Here is a 14,406-nt window from a genome sequence, read left to right as displayed (position 1 = left end):
GGTTGGCTCGACACCACCGGACCTACCGAGGGCCTTCCCTCACCTTCAACACGACACGCCGCCCGACCCCACCACTTCTCAAACACTCACTTAACGCCTCGTGCATAGGAAGGGGCCCTTCCTAACGGTTGAGCAGGGCCGCGAGCAACTCCAGGTCCGCCCCGAGCAGGCTCTCCATCTGGTGTACGCCGTCGGCGGGCGCCAGCGGCACCTCGGCCGGTACGGCCAGCACCGCCGCCCCGGCGGCGAGCGCGCTGGCCACCCCGGTCGGTGAGTCCTCGATCGCCACGCACCGCTCGACCGGCACGTCCAGCAGACGCGCGGCGGTCAGGTACGGCTCCGGGTGCGGCTTCGCCGCGTCCACCTCGTCGCCGCAGACCACCGCGTCGAAGCTGTCCCGGCCCAGCGTGTCCAGGGCCACCTCGACCAGGGACCGGCCGCTGGAGGTGACCAGCGCGGTGGGGATGCCGGCGTCGCGTACCGCCCGCAGCAGCGCCAGCGCGCCCGGACGCCATTGCAGCCCGGTGCGGAACAGGTCCAGGATCCGGGCGCTGATCCAGTCGGCGCTTTCCTGCACGTCCCGCTCCGGCTGGCCCAGGTCGTCGTGCACGATCCGCATCGCGTCGGCCATCCCGGTGCCGACGATCGCGCGGCGGGCGTCATCGGACAGGACACCGCCGTACACGGCGGCCAGTTCCTGCAACGCGACGTCCCACAGTTTCTCGCTGTCGACCAGGGTGCCGTCCATGTCGAAGAGCACGGCGGCGGGGTGCTTGCTGCTCAGCGGGGGCCTCCTTCGGTACGCGTACCCCGCCGATCCTGCCAGCCGCGTCCGGTGCGCCAGTCACCGTCCCCGATCGGGGTGACCCGCGGCATCACCGGAGGCCGCAGGCGCCGAGCGACTTCTCGTACCCCCGGAAGAACGACTCGCTGCGCTGCTCGGCGGTGCCGTGCGAGCCCTCGGCGAACCACGGCTGGTCCGGGTCGTCGCCGACCGCCAGCAGCCCTTCCCGGAACTCCTCCAGGTCACCGTCCGCCAGCTCCAGGGCCCCGGACCGCACGCTGTCCCCGAGGTACGCCCCGGCCATGCAGTCGGCCTGCAGTTCCTGCTGGATGGTGAAGTTGTAGCGGATGCCCAGCCGCACCTGCATGCCGTGGGCGTACTCGTGGCCGAGCAGGTAGAACAGGAACGCGTCGCCGATCTGCCGGAACGCCGCCACCGACCAGTTCACGTCGTACGCGATGAAGTCGCCGGCCGAGCAGTACACCGCGTTGTTGCGCGGCAGGCCCTGCCCGGCGCAGGCCACCTCGCCCTCGCGGCTGTAGGCCACCACCCGCCGGATCGGGGTGAACCGCTGACCCGAGGCGCGGAACTGCTCCGCCCAGTAGCGTTCGGCCAGCCGGACCGCGTCCTGGATGTCCTGCTTGAACTCGGCCACGCTCGTCGTGCCGTCCGCGCGGGTGGTCTGCGACTCGGGCTGCGTGCTGCGCGGGGGTGCGGGCTGCTGCGGCTCGCCCTGGTCGTAGCCGCCGGCCATGCAACCGGCCGCGACCAGCGCGGCCACCACCAGTCCGGCGATCGGCCCGCGCCCCTGACGTCCCGCCCTGTCCCCCACCATGACCTCCCGGCTGTTCGTTCCCGTGTCCCGCAGCAGTACCCCCGGCGGCCGCCGGTGATGCTCACCGGCTCTCACGCACCGCCGTCGCGAATCGTTCACCGGTGCGCGGGAACGGTACGGTCGGCGTCGTGGGCCGGTCGTACGCGGGAATCGTCTGGTGGCGACGCAGCCTCTGGAACGGCATGCGGTGCGTACCGTTGCTGCTGACGCTCGACGAGGGCCGGCTGCGCGCCCGCGACCGGCGCGGCGCGGAGGTGTTCGCCGCGCCCGCCGGGCAGGTCGAGGCCCGGGGAACGATCGTCGGCACGATGCTGCTCACCGTCGGCGGCAACCGGTACGCCCTGGTCGGCGTGGGCGCCACCGTCTCACCGGCGCCGAGCGTGGAGCAGCGGCGGCGGTTGGAGGAGTACACGGCTCGCGCCGAGCCGGTCCCCGACCTCGCGTCCTGGTGGGAGGTGCTGGCGCGGGCCGGCGTGACGGTGCGCTGACCGGGCGGCGGTCAGTCCAGGCCGCGCATGATGTGCGGCTCGCCGTCGTCGTCGCCGAAGCAGCGGTGCAACACCTGGGCACGCGCCCACAGGTCCAGGCTGCTCGGCGGTCCGACCGGTCCCGTGCCGGCGGGTCGGGTCAGCACGGGAGCCGGTTCCGGCGGGACCTGCGACGTCACCTCGTCGGTCATGTCCGCCCCTTTCGTCGTACCCATGCTCGTCTGCGGGCGTTTCCGCCACGTCAACGCCGACGGCGGGGGCGTGGACGCGGCGCGCCTGACCCACGCCGGCCCGTACTCCGGTGACGGTAGCCCGCCAGGCCGCCGAGCACAGCCGTATTCCCGACGTCGCCGCAGGTCGCGGCCGGTGATCACGCCTGCGGGCCGCCCGGGCCGCAGGTGGCGCAGCAGGTGTCGCCGCGCCAGGCGTCGCGGCCCTCGCGGACCGCGACCACGGCGATCACCAGGGCGGCGACCGGGTCGGCCCAGGACCACCCGAACAGGCCGTTGAGGGCCAGCCCGACGAGCAGAACCACCGAGAGGTACGTGCACAGCAACGTCTGCTTCGAGTCGGCCACCGCCGACCGGGAGCCCAGTTCACGCCCGGCGCGCCGCTGCGCTGCCGACAGCACCGGCATCACGATCACCGAGAGCCCGGCGAGCACCAGCCCGGCCGGTGAGTGTGCGGCCTCGGTGCCGCCGAGCAGCGCCCGGACCGCCTCGACGGAGACGTACGCGGCGAGCGCGAAGAACGACACCGCGATGACGCGCAGCGCGACACGTTCCCGGGCCTGCGGGTCCGGACCGGCGAACTGCCACGCCACCGCTGCCGCGGAGGCCACCTCGATGACCGAGTCCAGACCGAAGCCGATCAGGGCGGTCGAGGACGCGACGGTACCGGCGCTGATCGCCACCACCGCCTCGATCACGTTGTAGGTGATGGTCGCGGCGACCAGCAGGCGTACCCGGCGGGTGAGCAGCGCGCGGCGGTCCGGCGTCGGACCGGCGGGCGTGACCGGGATCAGCGGCAGGCTCATCAGCAGCCCCCAGGCGTCCGCATGCCGCGACCATACAACGCGTGCTTCTTCCTGGTGACGGGCTCGCATCCGGTACCCCGGTACGGGCTTACCGTCGAGAGGTGACCGACGATTCCTGGGTGCCCGACACCTGCACGCTGCCGACCACCGAACGGCCGCTGCGGCTGGCCGAGTTCGACGGGCTGTTCCACGACGCGCTGCGCGGCGCCGACCGGCCGGCCGCCGGGCATCTGCGGCTGCACCTCGACGGCGGCGCCGAAGCGCTCGCCCGGGACCTGATCGCCCGCGAGTCCGCCTGCTGCTCCTTCTTCACCTTCGATCTCGCCCGCCCGGACGGCGACACGCTGACGCTCGACATCCGCGTTCCGGCGACCCGTGTCGCCGTACTCGATGCCCTGGCCCTGCGGGCCACGGCCGCGCGGGGCCGGTGATGGGCGAGCCGGAGCTGCGCAGCGGCCGGCTCGCCGACGCAGCCGGGGTCAACGTGCAGACGCTGCGCTACCACGAACGGCGCGGGCTGCTGCCCGCGCCCCGGCGGTCGCCGGGCGGGCATCGCCTCTACCCGGCCGAGACGGTCACCCTGCTGCGGGTGGTGAAGGCCGCGCAACGCCTGCTGCCCCCTGCCGTTCGCCGGGCCCGCCGACCGGGCCGCCCGGCCGGTCCCCGGCCCGGTGTCGCTACGGTCTGACGCATGACGGTCGTGCGGTCCATCCTGCTTTTCCTGCTCGCCGCGCTCGCCGAGATCGGCGGCGCCTGGCTGGTGTGGCAGGGCTGGCGGGAGAACCGCGGGCTGCTCTGGATCGCCGCCGGGGTGATCGCGCTCGGCGCCTACGGGTTCGTGGCCACGTTCCAGCCGGACGCGAACTTCGGCCGCATCCTCGCCGCCTACGGCGGCGTCTTCGTCGCCGGGTCGCTCGCCTGGGGCATGGTCGTCGACAAGTTCCGGCCCGACCGCTACGACCTCGTCGGCGCGGCCATCTGCCTGGTCGGCGTCGCGGTCATCATGTACGCCCCGCGCACGGGCTGACGGCGGCGCCGAGCGCGGGTGATGAGTTTTCCCGCCCGTCCCCGTCTCACAGAGGACGGCACACGACGAAGCGGGAGGATGACGTGATGGGTGCGGAGACGCAACCGGCGGAACCGGGCGTACGGGATCTGGCCGAGGTCGACGAACCGGCGTTCACCGGGCTGGCGCAGCGGCACCGGCGGGAGCTGCACGTGCACTGCTACCGGATGCTCGGCTCGTTCGAGGACGCCGAGGACACCGTCCAGGAGACGTTCCTGCGGGCCTGGCGGCGGCGGGAGACGTTCGCGGGCCGGTCGACGTTCCGGGCCTGGCTGTACCGGATCGCCACCAACGCCTGCCTGGACCTGCTCGCCAAGTGCCGGCCCGAGCCGGCGACCGGCGGTGAGGTGCGGTGGCTCCAGCCGTACCCGGACCGGCTGCTCGACGAGTTGCCCGCCGCCGGCGCGGACGAGCCGGAGACGGTAGCTGTCGCGCGGGAGACGATCGAGCTGGCGTACCTGGTCGCGGTGCAGCACCTCGCGCCGCGCCCACGCGCCGTGCTGATCCTGCGGGACGTGCTCGGCTGGCCCGCCAAGGAGGTCGCGGAGCTGCTCGGCGACTCGGTCAACTCGGTGAACAGCGCGTTGCAGCGCGCCCGCGCCGGCATGCGGGAACACCTGCCCGCCCAGCGGCAGGACTGGACCGGCGACGAGACGGACACCCGGACCCGCGAGCTGGTACGCCGCTTCACCGACGCCGCCGTCGCCAAGGACGTCGGCGCGCTCGCCGCCATGCTGCGCGACGACGTGCGCTGCTCGATGCCGCCCACCCCGGGGCTGCAGATCGGCCGCGACGCGGTGGTGAGCGACTGGATCGCGGACGGCTTCGAGAGCCTGGGCAGCCTGCGAGCAGTGCCCACCGCGGTGAACCGGCAGCCCGCCGTCGCGTTCTACCTCTGGCAGGACAGCGACGGCGCGTACCTGCCGCTCACCGTCGACGCCCTGCGCGTCACCGGCGGGGCGATCACCGAGATCGTCACGTTCCACGCCGACCAGTTCCCGCGGCTCGGGCTGCCCGAGCGCCTGCCCGCCGACCGTACGCCGTAGTGCCCGCGCGGACGCTCGCGCTGCCCGGCGGCGCGCGCGTTCCGGTGATCGCGGCCCAGTGGCATCACGCGTACGGCGTGGTGACGCGCGGCCGGGTGCAGCTGGAGCTGCGCGACGGCACCCCCGGGCCGGTCCTCGGCCGCGACGCCGGCTTCTGGCTGCGCGGCACCGGGGTACGCGCGCTGCGCAACCCCGGCCGTCGCACCGCGACGGTACGGATCCTCACCCCTCATGAAGACGTTCGGAGGAACGACATGATCAGCAGCACCGACACCGGCGTCGTCTCTCGCCGTGCGCACGGCTTCCGGCGGCTCGCCGTCACCGGTCTGGTCGCCACGCTCGCGGCGGCGGTGATCACCACGCTCGCGGCGGCGCTCGCCCGGGCCGGCGGTGTGGACTTCGAGATCCCCGACGGCGGCGGCGAGACGATCCCGTTGGGCGGGTTCGCCGTGGTGACCGGATTCTTCTCGCTCGTCGGCGTCGTCATCGCCGCCGCGCTGCTGCGGTTCAGCGCGCGTCCCGCGCGGCGGTTCATGTGGACAGCGGTGGCGCTGACCGCGCTGTCGATGGTCCCGCCGTTGATCGCCGGAGGCGACGCCGCCACGACGATCGGGCTGGTCGGGCTGCACCTGGTCGCGGCGGCGGTGATGATCCCCGCCCTGACGTGGGGCCTGCGCGCACGCCCTCCGGGACGCGCCTGACGGCTGCCCGGCCGTCGCGACGGTGGGCGGCGTGGGCCGGGCCACAGAACATTCCCGATTCACAGGGTTCGATCGGAAACGTTCGGGAACTCCGATATGGACCGAACGCCGGGCGCCGCCAGTCGGCGCCCGGCGCCACGTACGACCGAGAGGTGACACCATGACCTTCCGCGCCAGGCTCGTCGGAGCCGCACTCGTAGGGACGCTCGCCGCCGGTGGATCGGCACTGGCTGGGACCTCCGCGGCCAGCGCGCAGGCAGAACCCTGCGTTCAGCGCATCGCCGTGGTGAACAACGCCGCCTTCGTGATGTCCTTCAGCGTTCAGGCGAGCAACGGCCTGGAGACGGCGAACACCGACACCTACCCGATCAACCAGTCGCGGACGATCGATCTCACCACCACCGCGCTGCCGGTCGGGTCCGATGTCCGGCCAGTGGTCAACGCGGTGGCCGGAGCGCAGCGGACTCCGAGCAGCTTCGTGTCGTACTGCGAGAACGGGCAGACCGCCACGTACTCGGTGACCGGGACGACGTACGACTACTCGGTCACGCTGATCGGCTGACCGACGCGTCGACGCTTCGGGGCGTCCGCCATCCCGGCGGGCGCCCCGCGCTCGTCAGTGGCTACCGACCGACAGGCGGGTGCCGCAGATGGACGAGTCGTCCGATCGGTGCGGAGGGCCACACCGGCATCTATTGCTCTGGTTGAATGCGCCTGCGCCCCTGCGCCCGCTGTGCACACCGGGGCACCCCATGTTGAAGGAGGACATCATGAAAAGTCGACGGCTCATTCTCCCACTCATCATCGCCGCCCTCGTGTCAGCCGTCGGCTGGGCGCCCTCACCTGCATACGCCTATCCTGTGACGCCCTTCAGCGCCAGCCTCTCTGGGGGCCTGACCGAAGGCGGCATTACCTGGTACAACCGCTCAGTCGGTTTGCAGGGCTATGTCTCGGACCACACTCCCGGCAGCACGACAGTCATGTTCGATTTCTACCAGGGGGAAAACCTCGACATGGCCCTTTACCTCTCCACTCAGACCCGGACCGCATCGGGCTACGGCGAAAATCGCACGGACTTCAATTTCACGCAGGAGGGGCCGGTAGGCGGGATCACCTGGGTCGTGATATCCCTCTGTACCGCCAAATGCCAGATCGTACTGACCTACAAGAGGCGCTGATCGGCTGACCGGCACGTCGACGCTTCGGGGCGTCCGCCATTCCGGCGGACGCCCCGCGCTCGTACGCTACGTTGACCGGGTGCCCGTACCCCGGCTGATTCCCATCGCACACGAGCCCAGCCACCGGACGGACAAGATCGGCCGCTACGACGACGGGTTGTTCCTCGCCTCGGCGTGGGACCACCACGCGTACGTGCACCGCTTCGACCACGACGGGACGTACCGGGACTCGACCATCACGCGGGTTCCGCATCGAGCCGCGCTTAGTGAGGCACTCGACGGGCTGCTCGCGAGCCTGCCCGGCAAGTCGTACGGCGACATCGCCGTACGACTGTTCCAGACCCGTCAGGACGGCGTCGTCTTCGGTCTGGTCGACGAGTCCGGCGACCGGGCGGGCGACGGCAGCCACGTCGACTGGGTCGAGCTGTATCCGGATCGCCTCGGATTCCACGAGCCGTGGGATGGGCTCTACGACACGTGACGGCCGCGTTGTGGTCCTCACAGGTCGAAGCTCCGCCAACCACTCGTTGACGGAGCCCGGACCCGTACGTAGCGGTCAGGACGCGAGGGAGAAGACTGCCACGACACCCTTGTGGCCGGAGTTGGTGTCTCCGACGATGCGGCCCGGTGGCGGACCAGCAGGGTGCCGCGAACGTGGCCGCTCGACGCGTACGGCCCGTTCAAGGCCGCTCCAGGGCCGGACGACGCGCGGTCAGCGGAAAATGAGGACGCCGCCGTTACCCGGTTCGGTCCACGTGGGCGAGGTAGCGCAGGCCGCGTTTGAGAAAGCTGCGCGGATTGGTGTCGACGTACCTCGCCCATCCCGGGTCCGCCTCGCCGCGCAGCCACCCGTACCGGGCCAACGCATAGCCGTACATGGGCTCGGTCAGGTAGCCGAGCTGGTTGGTACGGGCGTAGACATAGTCACCCCGGGCTTCTCGCGAGTACTCGAACGCGGCGTTGGCGCTGAAGATGCCAAGGCCGAAGAACACGGTCAACAGGTCCGTGAGTGCTTCCTGATCCCGCTGCTGCGCCGAGATCCGGCCGTCGCCCAGCAGCAAGACATGGCCCAACTCGTGAGCGATGGTCGCCACCAGCGCCATCGGACGAGCCGCCTGATCGTCGCGGATCCCGATGACGGAACGGCCATCGCGGATGCGGTGATGCCCGGCCGCGCCCTTCGACTGCGCGTGGATCGGGACGTGCGCGGACAACTCCGGGTTGTCGTCGGCCGCGTCGTGCTCGAGTTCCACTCGGGCGGGGTCGATGCCCATGTGAGCGCAGAGCCGATTCAGCACTGATCGGATGTCGTCGCGGGTGCCCCGGTAGACGCCGGGGAAATAGTGGTCGGTCGGCATCACAACCTCGCCGTGCAGCCGGTCGGTGCCGAACTGCGCCACGAACCAGTCCATCGACTGTTCGATCCAGTCCTGTTCGATCGGCCGTACCGGGCACTCCACCCGCCGCCACCACACCATGGCCTGGATTGTGAGGCATCATCACAAGCCGCGGGGAGCTCGTAGCCGCCCACACAACTGCGTCACTTGGCGTTGAAGTAGTTCGCCTCCGGGTGGTGCACGACGATCGCGTCGGTGGCCTGTTCCGGCACCAACTGGAACTCCTCGGACAACTGCACCCCGATCCGCTCCGCGCCCAGCAGCTCCACGATCTTCGCCCGGTCCTCCAGGTCCGGGCAGGCCGGATAGCCGAACGCGTACCGGCAGCCCCGGTAGTCGGTGCGCAGCAGACCGGCCAGGTCGGCCGGGTCGTCGTCGGCCACGGTGCCGCCGCCGGGCAGCACCAGCTCGGCCCGGATCCGCCGGTGCCAGTACTCCGCGAGGGCCTCGGTGAGCTGCACGGACAGGCCGTGCACCTCCAGGTAGTCGCGGTACTCGTTGCCGGCGAACATCTTCGCCGTGTACTCGCTGATCGGCTGCCCGACGGTGACCAGCTGCAACGCCACCACGTCGAGCTGGTCGCCCTTGGGCCGGAAGAAGTCGGCCAGGCACAGCCGCCGCTCCTGGCGCTGCCGGGGAAAGGAAAACCGGGCCCGCTCGCTGTGCCCGTTCTCGTCCAGCACCACCAGGTCGTTGCCCTCGGAGTACGCGGGGAAGTAGCCGTACACCACGGCCGCCTCCAGCACCTGGTCGGAGATCAGGCGGTCCAGCCAGTACCGCAGCCGGGGCCGGCCCTCGGTCTCGACCAGTTCCTCGTAGGACGGGCCCTTGCCGCCGCGTGCGCCGCGCAGCCCCCACTGGCCCAGGAACGTGGCCCGCTCGTCGAGCAGCGCCGCGTAGTCGGCCAGCGGTACGCCCTTGACGACGCGGGTGCCGAAGAACGGCGGCTTCGGCACCGCCACGTCGGCCGCCACATCGGAGCGCACCGACGCGTCGTCCAGTTCGGGCAGTGCCTCGCGGACCTGCGTCCGCTGCCGCTCGCGGCGCTCCCGGCGGGCCGCCAGTGCCGCCTCCCGCTCCGGGTCGACCACGGGCGCGCCGCCGCGCTTGGCCGCCATCACGCGGTCCATCAGGGACAGCCCTTCGAACGCGTCGCGGGCGTAGTGCACCTGGCCCGGGTAGATCGACCGCAGGTCGTCCTCGACGTACGCGCGGGTCAGCGCCGCGCCGCCGAGCAGCACCGGCCAACGCTCGGCCACGCCGCGGGAGGCCATCTCGGCCAGGTTCTCCTTCATGATGACTGTGCTCTTGACGAGCAGGCCGGACATGCCGATCGCGTCGGCCCGGTGCTCCTCGGCCGCGTCGAGGATCGCGTTGATCGGCTGCTTGATGCCGATGTTCACCACGTCGTAGCCGTTGTTGGACAGGATGATGTCGACCAGGTTCTTGCCGATGTCGTGCACGTCCCCCTTGACCGTGGCGAGCACGATGCGGCCCTTGCCGTCGTCATCGGTCTTCTCCATGCGCGGCTCCAGGTAGGCCACCGCGGTTTTCATCACCTCGGCGGACTGGAGTACGAACGGCAACTGCATCTGGCCGGAGCCGAACAGCTCGCCGACCACCTTCATGCCATCCAGCAGCAGGTCGTTGATGATGGACAGCGGCGTACGCCCCTGCGCCATCGCGGTGTCCAGGTCGGCCTCCAGGCCGTTGCGCTCGCCGTCGATGATCCGTCGCTTGAGCCGCTCGTCCAGTGGCAGCGCGGCCAGTTCCTCGGCCCGGGTGGCGCGCGCCGACGCGGCGTCCACGCCCTCGAAGGCCTCGATGAACCGCTGCACCGGGTCGTAGCCCTCGCGGCGCCGGTCGTAGACCAGGTCGAGCGCCACCTCGCGCTGCTCGTCCGGGATCCGCGACATCGGCAGGATCTTGCTGGCGTGCACGATCGCCGAGGTCAGCCCGGCCTGGGCGCACTCGTGCAGGAACACCGAGTTGAGCACCTGCCGGGCCGCCGGGTTGAGGCCGAACGACACGTTGGAGATGCCCGCGGTGAAGTTGACGCCCGGGTAGCGCGCGGCGATCTCCCGGATCGCCTCGATCGTCTCGATGCCGTCGCGGCGGGTCTCCTCCTGCCCGGTGGCGATCGGGAACGTCAGCGCGTCGATGAGGATGTCCTCCCGGCGCATCCCCCACCGGCCGGTCAGGTCGTCGATCAGCCGGCAGGCTACCCGAACCTTCCACTCACGGGTGCGGGCCTGGCCCTCCTCGTCGATGAGCAGCGCCACCACGGCGGCGCCGTGCTCCCGGACCACCGGCATGATGCGCGCGTAGCGGGACTCGGGGCCGTCGCCGTCCTCGAAGTTGACCGAGTTGACCACGCACCGGCCGCCGAGCATCTCCAGCCCGGCCTCGATCACGGCCGGTTCGGTGGAGTCCAGCACGATCGGCAGCGTCGAGGCGGTGGCGAACCGGCCGGCCAGCTCCCGCATGTCCTGCGTACCGTCGCGGCCGACGTAGTCGACGCAGAGGTCGAGCAGGTGCGAGCCGTCGCGGGCCTGGCTGCGCGCGACCTCCACACAGGCCTGCCAGTCACCGGCGAGCATCGACTCGCGGAACGCCTTCGACCCGTTGGCGTTGGTCCGCTCCCCCACCATCAGGATGCTGGCGTCCTGGGCGAACGGCACGTGGTGGTAGATCGAGGAGACCCCGGCCTCCGGCTTCGGCTCCCGCGACACCGGCGCCCGTCCGCCCAGCCGCTCCACCAGCACCCGGATGTGCTCCGGGGTGGTGCCGCAGCAGCCGCCGATCAGGGCCACGCCGTAGTCGGTGACGAACTGCTCCAGCGCGTCGGCCAGCTCGTCCGGGCTGAGCGGGAAGTACGCCCCGTCGGCGGTCAGCACCGGCAGGCCCGCGTTCGGCATCACCGAGATCGGGATACGCGAGTGCTGCGCCAGGTAGCGCAGGTGCTCGCCCATCTCCGCCGGGCCGGTGGAGCAGTTCAGCCCGATCAGGTCGACGCCGAGCGGCTCGATCGCGGTCAGCGCGGCGCCGATCTCACTGCCCAGCAGCATGGTGCCGGTCGTCTCCACCGCGACCTGGCAGATGATCGGGACGTCCCGGCCGGCCTCGGCGCGCGCCCGCTTCGACCCGACCACCGCCGCCTTGACCTGGAGCAGGTCCTGGCAGGTCTCGATGATCAGCGCGTCCGCGCCGCCGGCGATCAGGCCGGCGGCGTTCTCCTGGTACGCGTCACGCAGCGAGGCGTAGCTCGCGTGCCCGAGGGTCGGCAGCTTGGTGCCCGGGCCCATCGAACCGAGCACGAACCGGGGGTGCTCCGGCGTCGCGTACGCGTCGGCTGCCTCCCGCGCGATCCGCGCGCCCGCCTCGGACAGTTCCCGGATGCGGCCGGGGATGCCGTACTCGGCGAGGTTGGGCAGGTTGGCGCCGAACGTGTTGGTCTCCACGCAGTCCGCGCCGGCGGCCAGGTATGCGTCGTGCACGCCGCGGACCACGTCCGGCCGGGTCACGTTGAGGATCTCGTTGCAGCCTTCGAGGCCGTCGAAGTCGTCGAGGGTGAGATCGGCAGCCTGGAGCATCGTCCCCATCGCGCCGTCCGCGATCAGGATCCGATCCGCCAGCAGGTCACGCAACGAGATAGACACATGCTCCAGGGTAGTGCGCCCGAGTGCGGCAGAGTCACCCGAACCGGGCCATCCCACATTCTGCCCACCGGGCCGTCGTACCCCTTTCCGCCGGTTCGCCCGGGTGGTCCGGCCCGGCGACCGGCGCGGCCGACGGGCCGGCCCTCGCGGGGGCACGTAGGCTGACGGACGTGAAGGACAACAGGGGTGCGACAGTGCGACGGGGCGGCGCCGCGCCCGACGAGCAGGGTGAGGTGACGGCGTGACCGAGTTCGACGGGCTGCCGGTGCTGCGCTCGCCGGTCGCCATCGCGGCCTTCGAGGGCTGGAACGACGCCGCCGACGCCTCCACCGCCGCCGTGGAACACCTGGAGCAGGTCTGGCAGGCCCGGGAGGTGACCGAGCTGGACCCGGAGGACTTCTACGACTTCCAGGTGAGCCGGCCGACGATCACCATGGCCGACGGGGAGACCCGGCGCGTCGAGTGGCCCACCACGCGGTTCATGGTGGCCAGTCCGGAGGGCACCGAGCGGGACGTGGTGCTGATCCGCGGCATCGAGCCGAGCATGCGCTGGCGGACGTTCTGCGAGCAGGTGCTGGAGATCTGCCACAGCCTGGAGGTCGAGCGGGTGGTGCTGCTCGGCGCGTTGCTGGCCGACGTGCCGTACACCCGGCCGCTGCCGATCAGCGGCAGCGCGTCGGACGCCGACGCGGCCAAGCGCTACCAGCTCACCCCCACCCGGTACGACGGGCCGACCGGCATCGTCGGCGTGCTGCACGACGCCTGCACCCGGGCCGAGGTCGACGCGGTGTCGTTCTGGGTGCACGTGCCGCACTACGCCAACAACCCGCCCTGCCCGAAGGCCACGCTCGCCCTGCTGCACCGGGTCGAGGAGGTGCTCGACCTGCCGGTGCCGATGGCCGACCTGGCCGAGGAGGCAGCCGAGTGGGAGCAGCGGGTGCGCAGCGCCGCCGAGCAGGACGCCGAACTCGGCGAGTACGTGCGTGAGCTGGAGGAACGGGTCGGTGACGCCGGTATCACCCCGTTGACCGGGGACGAGATCGCCCAGGAGTTCGAGAAGTACCTGCGTCGTCGCGGCGGTTCCGCCGGGCCGACAGCGGGTTCCTGGTAGTTCTCCCGCTTCGCTGAAGCCGGGCCTCGGATCGGGGCCCGGCTTCTTCGTGTCCGGGGTGGCGCCGTCATACCCTCTAGGGCATCCTAGGAACCTAGCTGTTCTGAGGAGGCCTGCATGCAGATCAATCCGGGCGCGGCCGAGTTCCCGCACCGGCAGATCGCCGCGCAGCTCAAGGCCCAGGTGCGCCGCGGCGACTGGGGTCCGGGCGAGCGGCTGCCGTCCATCCCGGCCATCGCCGAGATGTTCGGCGTCGCGAAGCAGACCGTGCAGCGCGCCGTCGACCAGCTGCGGGTCGAGGGCATCCTGATCACCAAACCCGGCTCCGGTACGTACGTCCGGGGCACCCGGCGCCGCCTCAACCGCCTGTCCCGGGGCCGGTACGGCGGCTTCCGTGGCTACCACACCGACCTGGCCGCCCGGTACCGCCAGCAGCTCGTCTCGGTCGGCCGCTCCCCCGCCCCGTCCGAGGTGGCCGACGCGTTCGGCGTCGCCGACGGCACCGAACTGCTCTGCCGCCGGCACCTGGTACGCACCGACGACTCCCCGGTCGAGGTCGGCGCGTCGTGGTTCCTGCCCGCCGACACCGCCGGCACGTCACTGGAGCGGGCCGAGGCGTTCGGCCGGCCGCTCTACCAGGAGGCCGAGGAGGTCATCGGCCGGCGGTACGTCACCGCCACCGACACGATCAGCGCGCGTCAGCCCAGCCGGGAGGAGGCGGAGATCCTCCAGATCCGTCCGGACACGCCGGTGCTGCACCTGCTGCACGTCGCGTACGACGAGCGGCACAAGCCGATCGAGGTCGCGCAGGCCACCTGGCCCGGCCCGATGACCACGCTCACCGAGGAGTACAAGATCCCCGCCCCCACCCCCGACCAGGACCCCGACCCCGGCCTGGTCCTGGGCTGACCGCCCGACCCCGACCCCGGCCCCGGCCCGGCCTCGGCCCGCCTCGGCGATCTTGCACTCTCTGCCCCGACAGACGGGGCATTTACGACACTCCGAGGGCCACAAGTGCAAGATCGCCGAGGTGGGCCGGCGCAAGATGTCGAGGCGGGCCGCAGGGTCGGCTCGCACGGGTACGGACTCCCGGAAGCCACGCCCG

Annotated in this window: 17 protein-coding genes; 11 read left to right on the top strand and 6 right to left on the bottom strand. The window is 71.6% G+C overall.

Going from position 1 to position 14,406, the window contains the following annotated elements; genetic code table 11:
• Positions 1–121: 121 nt before the first annotated feature.
• Entirely contained in the window at positions 122–760 is a 639-nt protein-coding gene (locus tag AC2CHG_RS14470) for an HAD family hydrolase (protein WP_262016170.1), read from the bottom strand.
• Positions 761–875: 115 nt separating this feature from the next.
• Complete coding sequence (locus AC2CHG_RS14465) at positions 876–1,616, bottom strand: neutral zinc metallopeptidase (RefSeq protein ID WP_262016189.1); 741 nt, start codon at positions 1,614–1,616, stop codon at positions 876–878.
• Positions 1,617–1,720: 104 nt separating this feature from the next.
• Between AC2CHG_RS14465 and AC2CHG_RS14460 the strand changes: the two genes are divergently transcribed.
• Complete coding sequence (locus AC2CHG_RS14460) at positions 1,721–2,107, top strand: hypothetical protein (protein ID WP_262016171.1); 387 nt, start codon at positions 1,721–1,723, stop codon at positions 2,105–2,107.
• Positions 2,108–2,118: 11 nt separating this feature from the next.
• On the opposite strand, the gene AC2CHG_RS14455 is transcribed toward AC2CHG_RS14460, so the two are convergent.
• Together AC2CHG_RS14455 and AC2CHG_RS14450 are read right to left on the bottom strand one after the other, a co-directional pair.
• A complete protein-coding gene (locus AC2CHG_RS14455) occupies positions 2,119–2,298 on the bottom strand; it encodes a hypothetical protein (protein ID WP_262016172.1) in 180 nt (59 codons plus the stop codon).
• A gap of 179 nt (positions 2,299–2,477) precedes the next feature.
• A complete protein-coding gene (locus AC2CHG_RS14450; protein ID WP_262016173.1) occupies positions 2,478–3,143 on the bottom strand; it encodes a cation efflux transmembrane domain-containing protein in 666 nt (221 codons plus the stop codon).
• Between the two features lie 101 nt (positions 3,144–3,244).
• Here AC2CHG_RS14450 and AC2CHG_RS14445 point away from each other — a divergent pair, with 101 nt between their 5' ends.
• The 8 genes from AC2CHG_RS14445 (at position 3,245) to AC2CHG_RS14410 (ending at position 7,615) form a co-directional block, all read left to right on the top strand.
• Positions 3,245–3,574 carry a hypothetical protein gene (locus tag AC2CHG_RS14445; RefSeq protein WP_262016174.1) on the top strand — a complete coding sequence of 110 codons (330 nt, stop codon included), beginning with the start codon at positions 3,245–3,247 and terminating at the stop codon, positions 3,572–3,574.
• Positions 3,574–3,831 carry a MerR family DNA-binding transcriptional regulator gene (locus AC2CHG_RS14440; protein ID WP_262016175.1) on the top strand — a complete coding sequence of 86 codons (258 nt, stop codon included), beginning with the start codon at positions 3,574–3,576 and terminating at the stop codon, positions 3,829–3,831. Before AC2CHG_RS14445 ends, AC2CHG_RS14440 begins: the two co-directional genes overlap by 1 nt.
• Before the next feature lie 3 nt (positions 3,832–3,834).
• The gene (locus AC2CHG_RS14435; RefSeq protein ID WP_116510707.1) at positions 3,835–4,170 is read left to right on the top strand and encodes a YnfA family protein; all 336 of its coding nucleotides are present in this window, start codon (positions 3,835–3,837) and stop codon (positions 4,168–4,170) included.
• A gap of 86 nt (positions 4,171–4,256) precedes the next feature.
• Positions 4,257–5,255, top strand: coding sequence for an RNA polymerase subunit sigma-70 (locus AC2CHG_RS14430; RefSeq protein ID WP_355512588.1), 999 nt, complete (start codon positions 4,257–4,259; stop codon positions 5,253–5,255).
• Positions 5,255–5,956: a DUF6069 family protein gene (locus AC2CHG_RS14425; protein WP_463840375.1), complete on the top strand. Its 702-nt coding sequence runs from the start codon at positions 5,255–5,257 to the stop codon at positions 5,954–5,956. The genes AC2CHG_RS14430 and AC2CHG_RS14425 overlap by 1 nt, the downstream gene beginning before the upstream one ends.
• Positions 5,957–6,242: 286 nt before the next feature.
• On the top strand, positions 6,243–6,518 hold the full coding sequence (locus AC2CHG_RS14420; protein WP_484524916.1) for a hypothetical protein: 276 nt from the start codon (positions 6,243–6,245) through the stop codon (positions 6,516–6,518).
• Between the two features lie 208 nt (positions 6,519–6,726).
• The gene (locus AC2CHG_RS14415; RefSeq protein WP_355512594.1) at positions 6,727–7,134 is read left to right on the top strand and encodes a hypothetical protein; all 408 of its coding nucleotides are present in this window, start codon (positions 6,727–6,729) and stop codon (positions 7,132–7,134) included.
• A 79-nt stretch (positions 7,135–7,213) separates the two neighbouring features.
• Positions 7,214–7,615, top strand: a complete 402-nt coding sequence (locus AC2CHG_RS14410; protein WP_355512596.1) for a hypothetical protein — start codon at positions 7,214–7,216, stop codon at positions 7,613–7,615.
• 256 nt (positions 7,616–7,871) lie between these two features.
• Here AC2CHG_RS14410 and AC2CHG_RS14405 read toward each other — a convergent pair whose 3' ends face one another.
• Entirely contained in the window at positions 7,872–8,612 is a 741-nt protein-coding gene (locus AC2CHG_RS14405; RefSeq protein WP_463840372.1) for a hypothetical protein, read from the bottom strand.
• Between the two features lie 62 nt (positions 8,613–8,674).
• A complete protein-coding gene (metH, locus tag AC2CHG_RS14400) occupies positions 8,675–12,190 on the bottom strand; it encodes a methionine synthase (protein WP_484524915.1) in 3,516 nt (1,171 codons plus the stop codon).
• Positions 12,191–12,431: 241 nt separating this feature from the next.
• On the opposite strand from metH, the gene AC2CHG_RS14395 reads away from it, so the two are divergent.
• Both AC2CHG_RS14395 and AC2CHG_RS14390 read left to right on the top strand, forming a co-directional pair.
• Positions 12,432–13,301 carry a PAC2 family protein gene (locus tag AC2CHG_RS14395; protein ID WP_013286081.1) on the top strand — a complete coding sequence of 290 codons (870 nt, stop codon included), beginning with the start codon at positions 12,432–12,434 and terminating at the stop codon, positions 13,299–13,301.
• A 117-nt stretch (positions 13,302–13,418) separates the two neighbouring features.
• Positions 13,419–14,210 carry a GntR family transcriptional regulator gene (locus AC2CHG_RS14390; RefSeq protein ID WP_484524914.1) on the top strand — a complete coding sequence of 264 codons (792 nt, stop codon included), beginning with the start codon at positions 13,419–13,421 and terminating at the stop codon, positions 14,208–14,210.
• Positions 14,211–14,406: the final 196 nt, after the last annotated feature.

The sequence above is a fragment of the Micromonospora sp. ATLC20 genome, from assembly GCF_057196585.1.
Note: the sequence above shows the minus strand (reverse complement) of the source record. Positions and strands in the feature narration are given on the sequence as shown.

Coding starts and splice junctions, on each gene's coding strand:
- AC2CHG_RS14455 (WP_262016172.1), bottom strand. CDS start 2,298: ATGACCGACGAGGTGACGTCGCAGGTCCCGCCGGAACCGGCTCCCGTG.
- AC2CHG_RS14450 (WP_262016173.1), bottom strand. CDS start 3,143: ATGAGCCTGCCGCTGATCCCGGTCACGCCCGCCGGTCCGACGCCGGAC.
- AC2CHG_RS14440 (WP_262016175.1), top strand. CDS start 3,574: ATGGGCGAGCCGGAGCTGCGCAGCGGCCGGCTCGCCGACGCAGCCGGG.
- AC2CHG_RS14435 (WP_116510707.1), top strand. CDS start 3,835: ATGACGGTCGTGCGGTCCATCCTGCTTTTCCTGCTCGCCGCGCTCGCC.
- AC2CHG_RS14430 (WP_355512588.1), top strand. CDS start 4,257: ATGGGTGCGGAGACGCAACCGGCGGAACCGGGCGTACGGGATCTGGCC.
- AC2CHG_RS14415 (WP_355512594.1), top strand. CDS start 6,727: ATGAAAAGTCGACGGCTCATTCTCCCACTCATCATCGCCGCCCTCGTG.
- AC2CHG_RS14405 (WP_463840372.1), bottom strand. CDS start 8,612: ATGGTGTGGTGGCGGCGGGTGGAGTGCCCGGTACGGCCGATCGAACAG.
- AC2CHG_RS14390 (WP_484524914.1), top strand. CDS start 13,419: ATGCAGATCAATCCGGGCGCGGCCGAGTTCCCGCACCGGCAGATCGCC.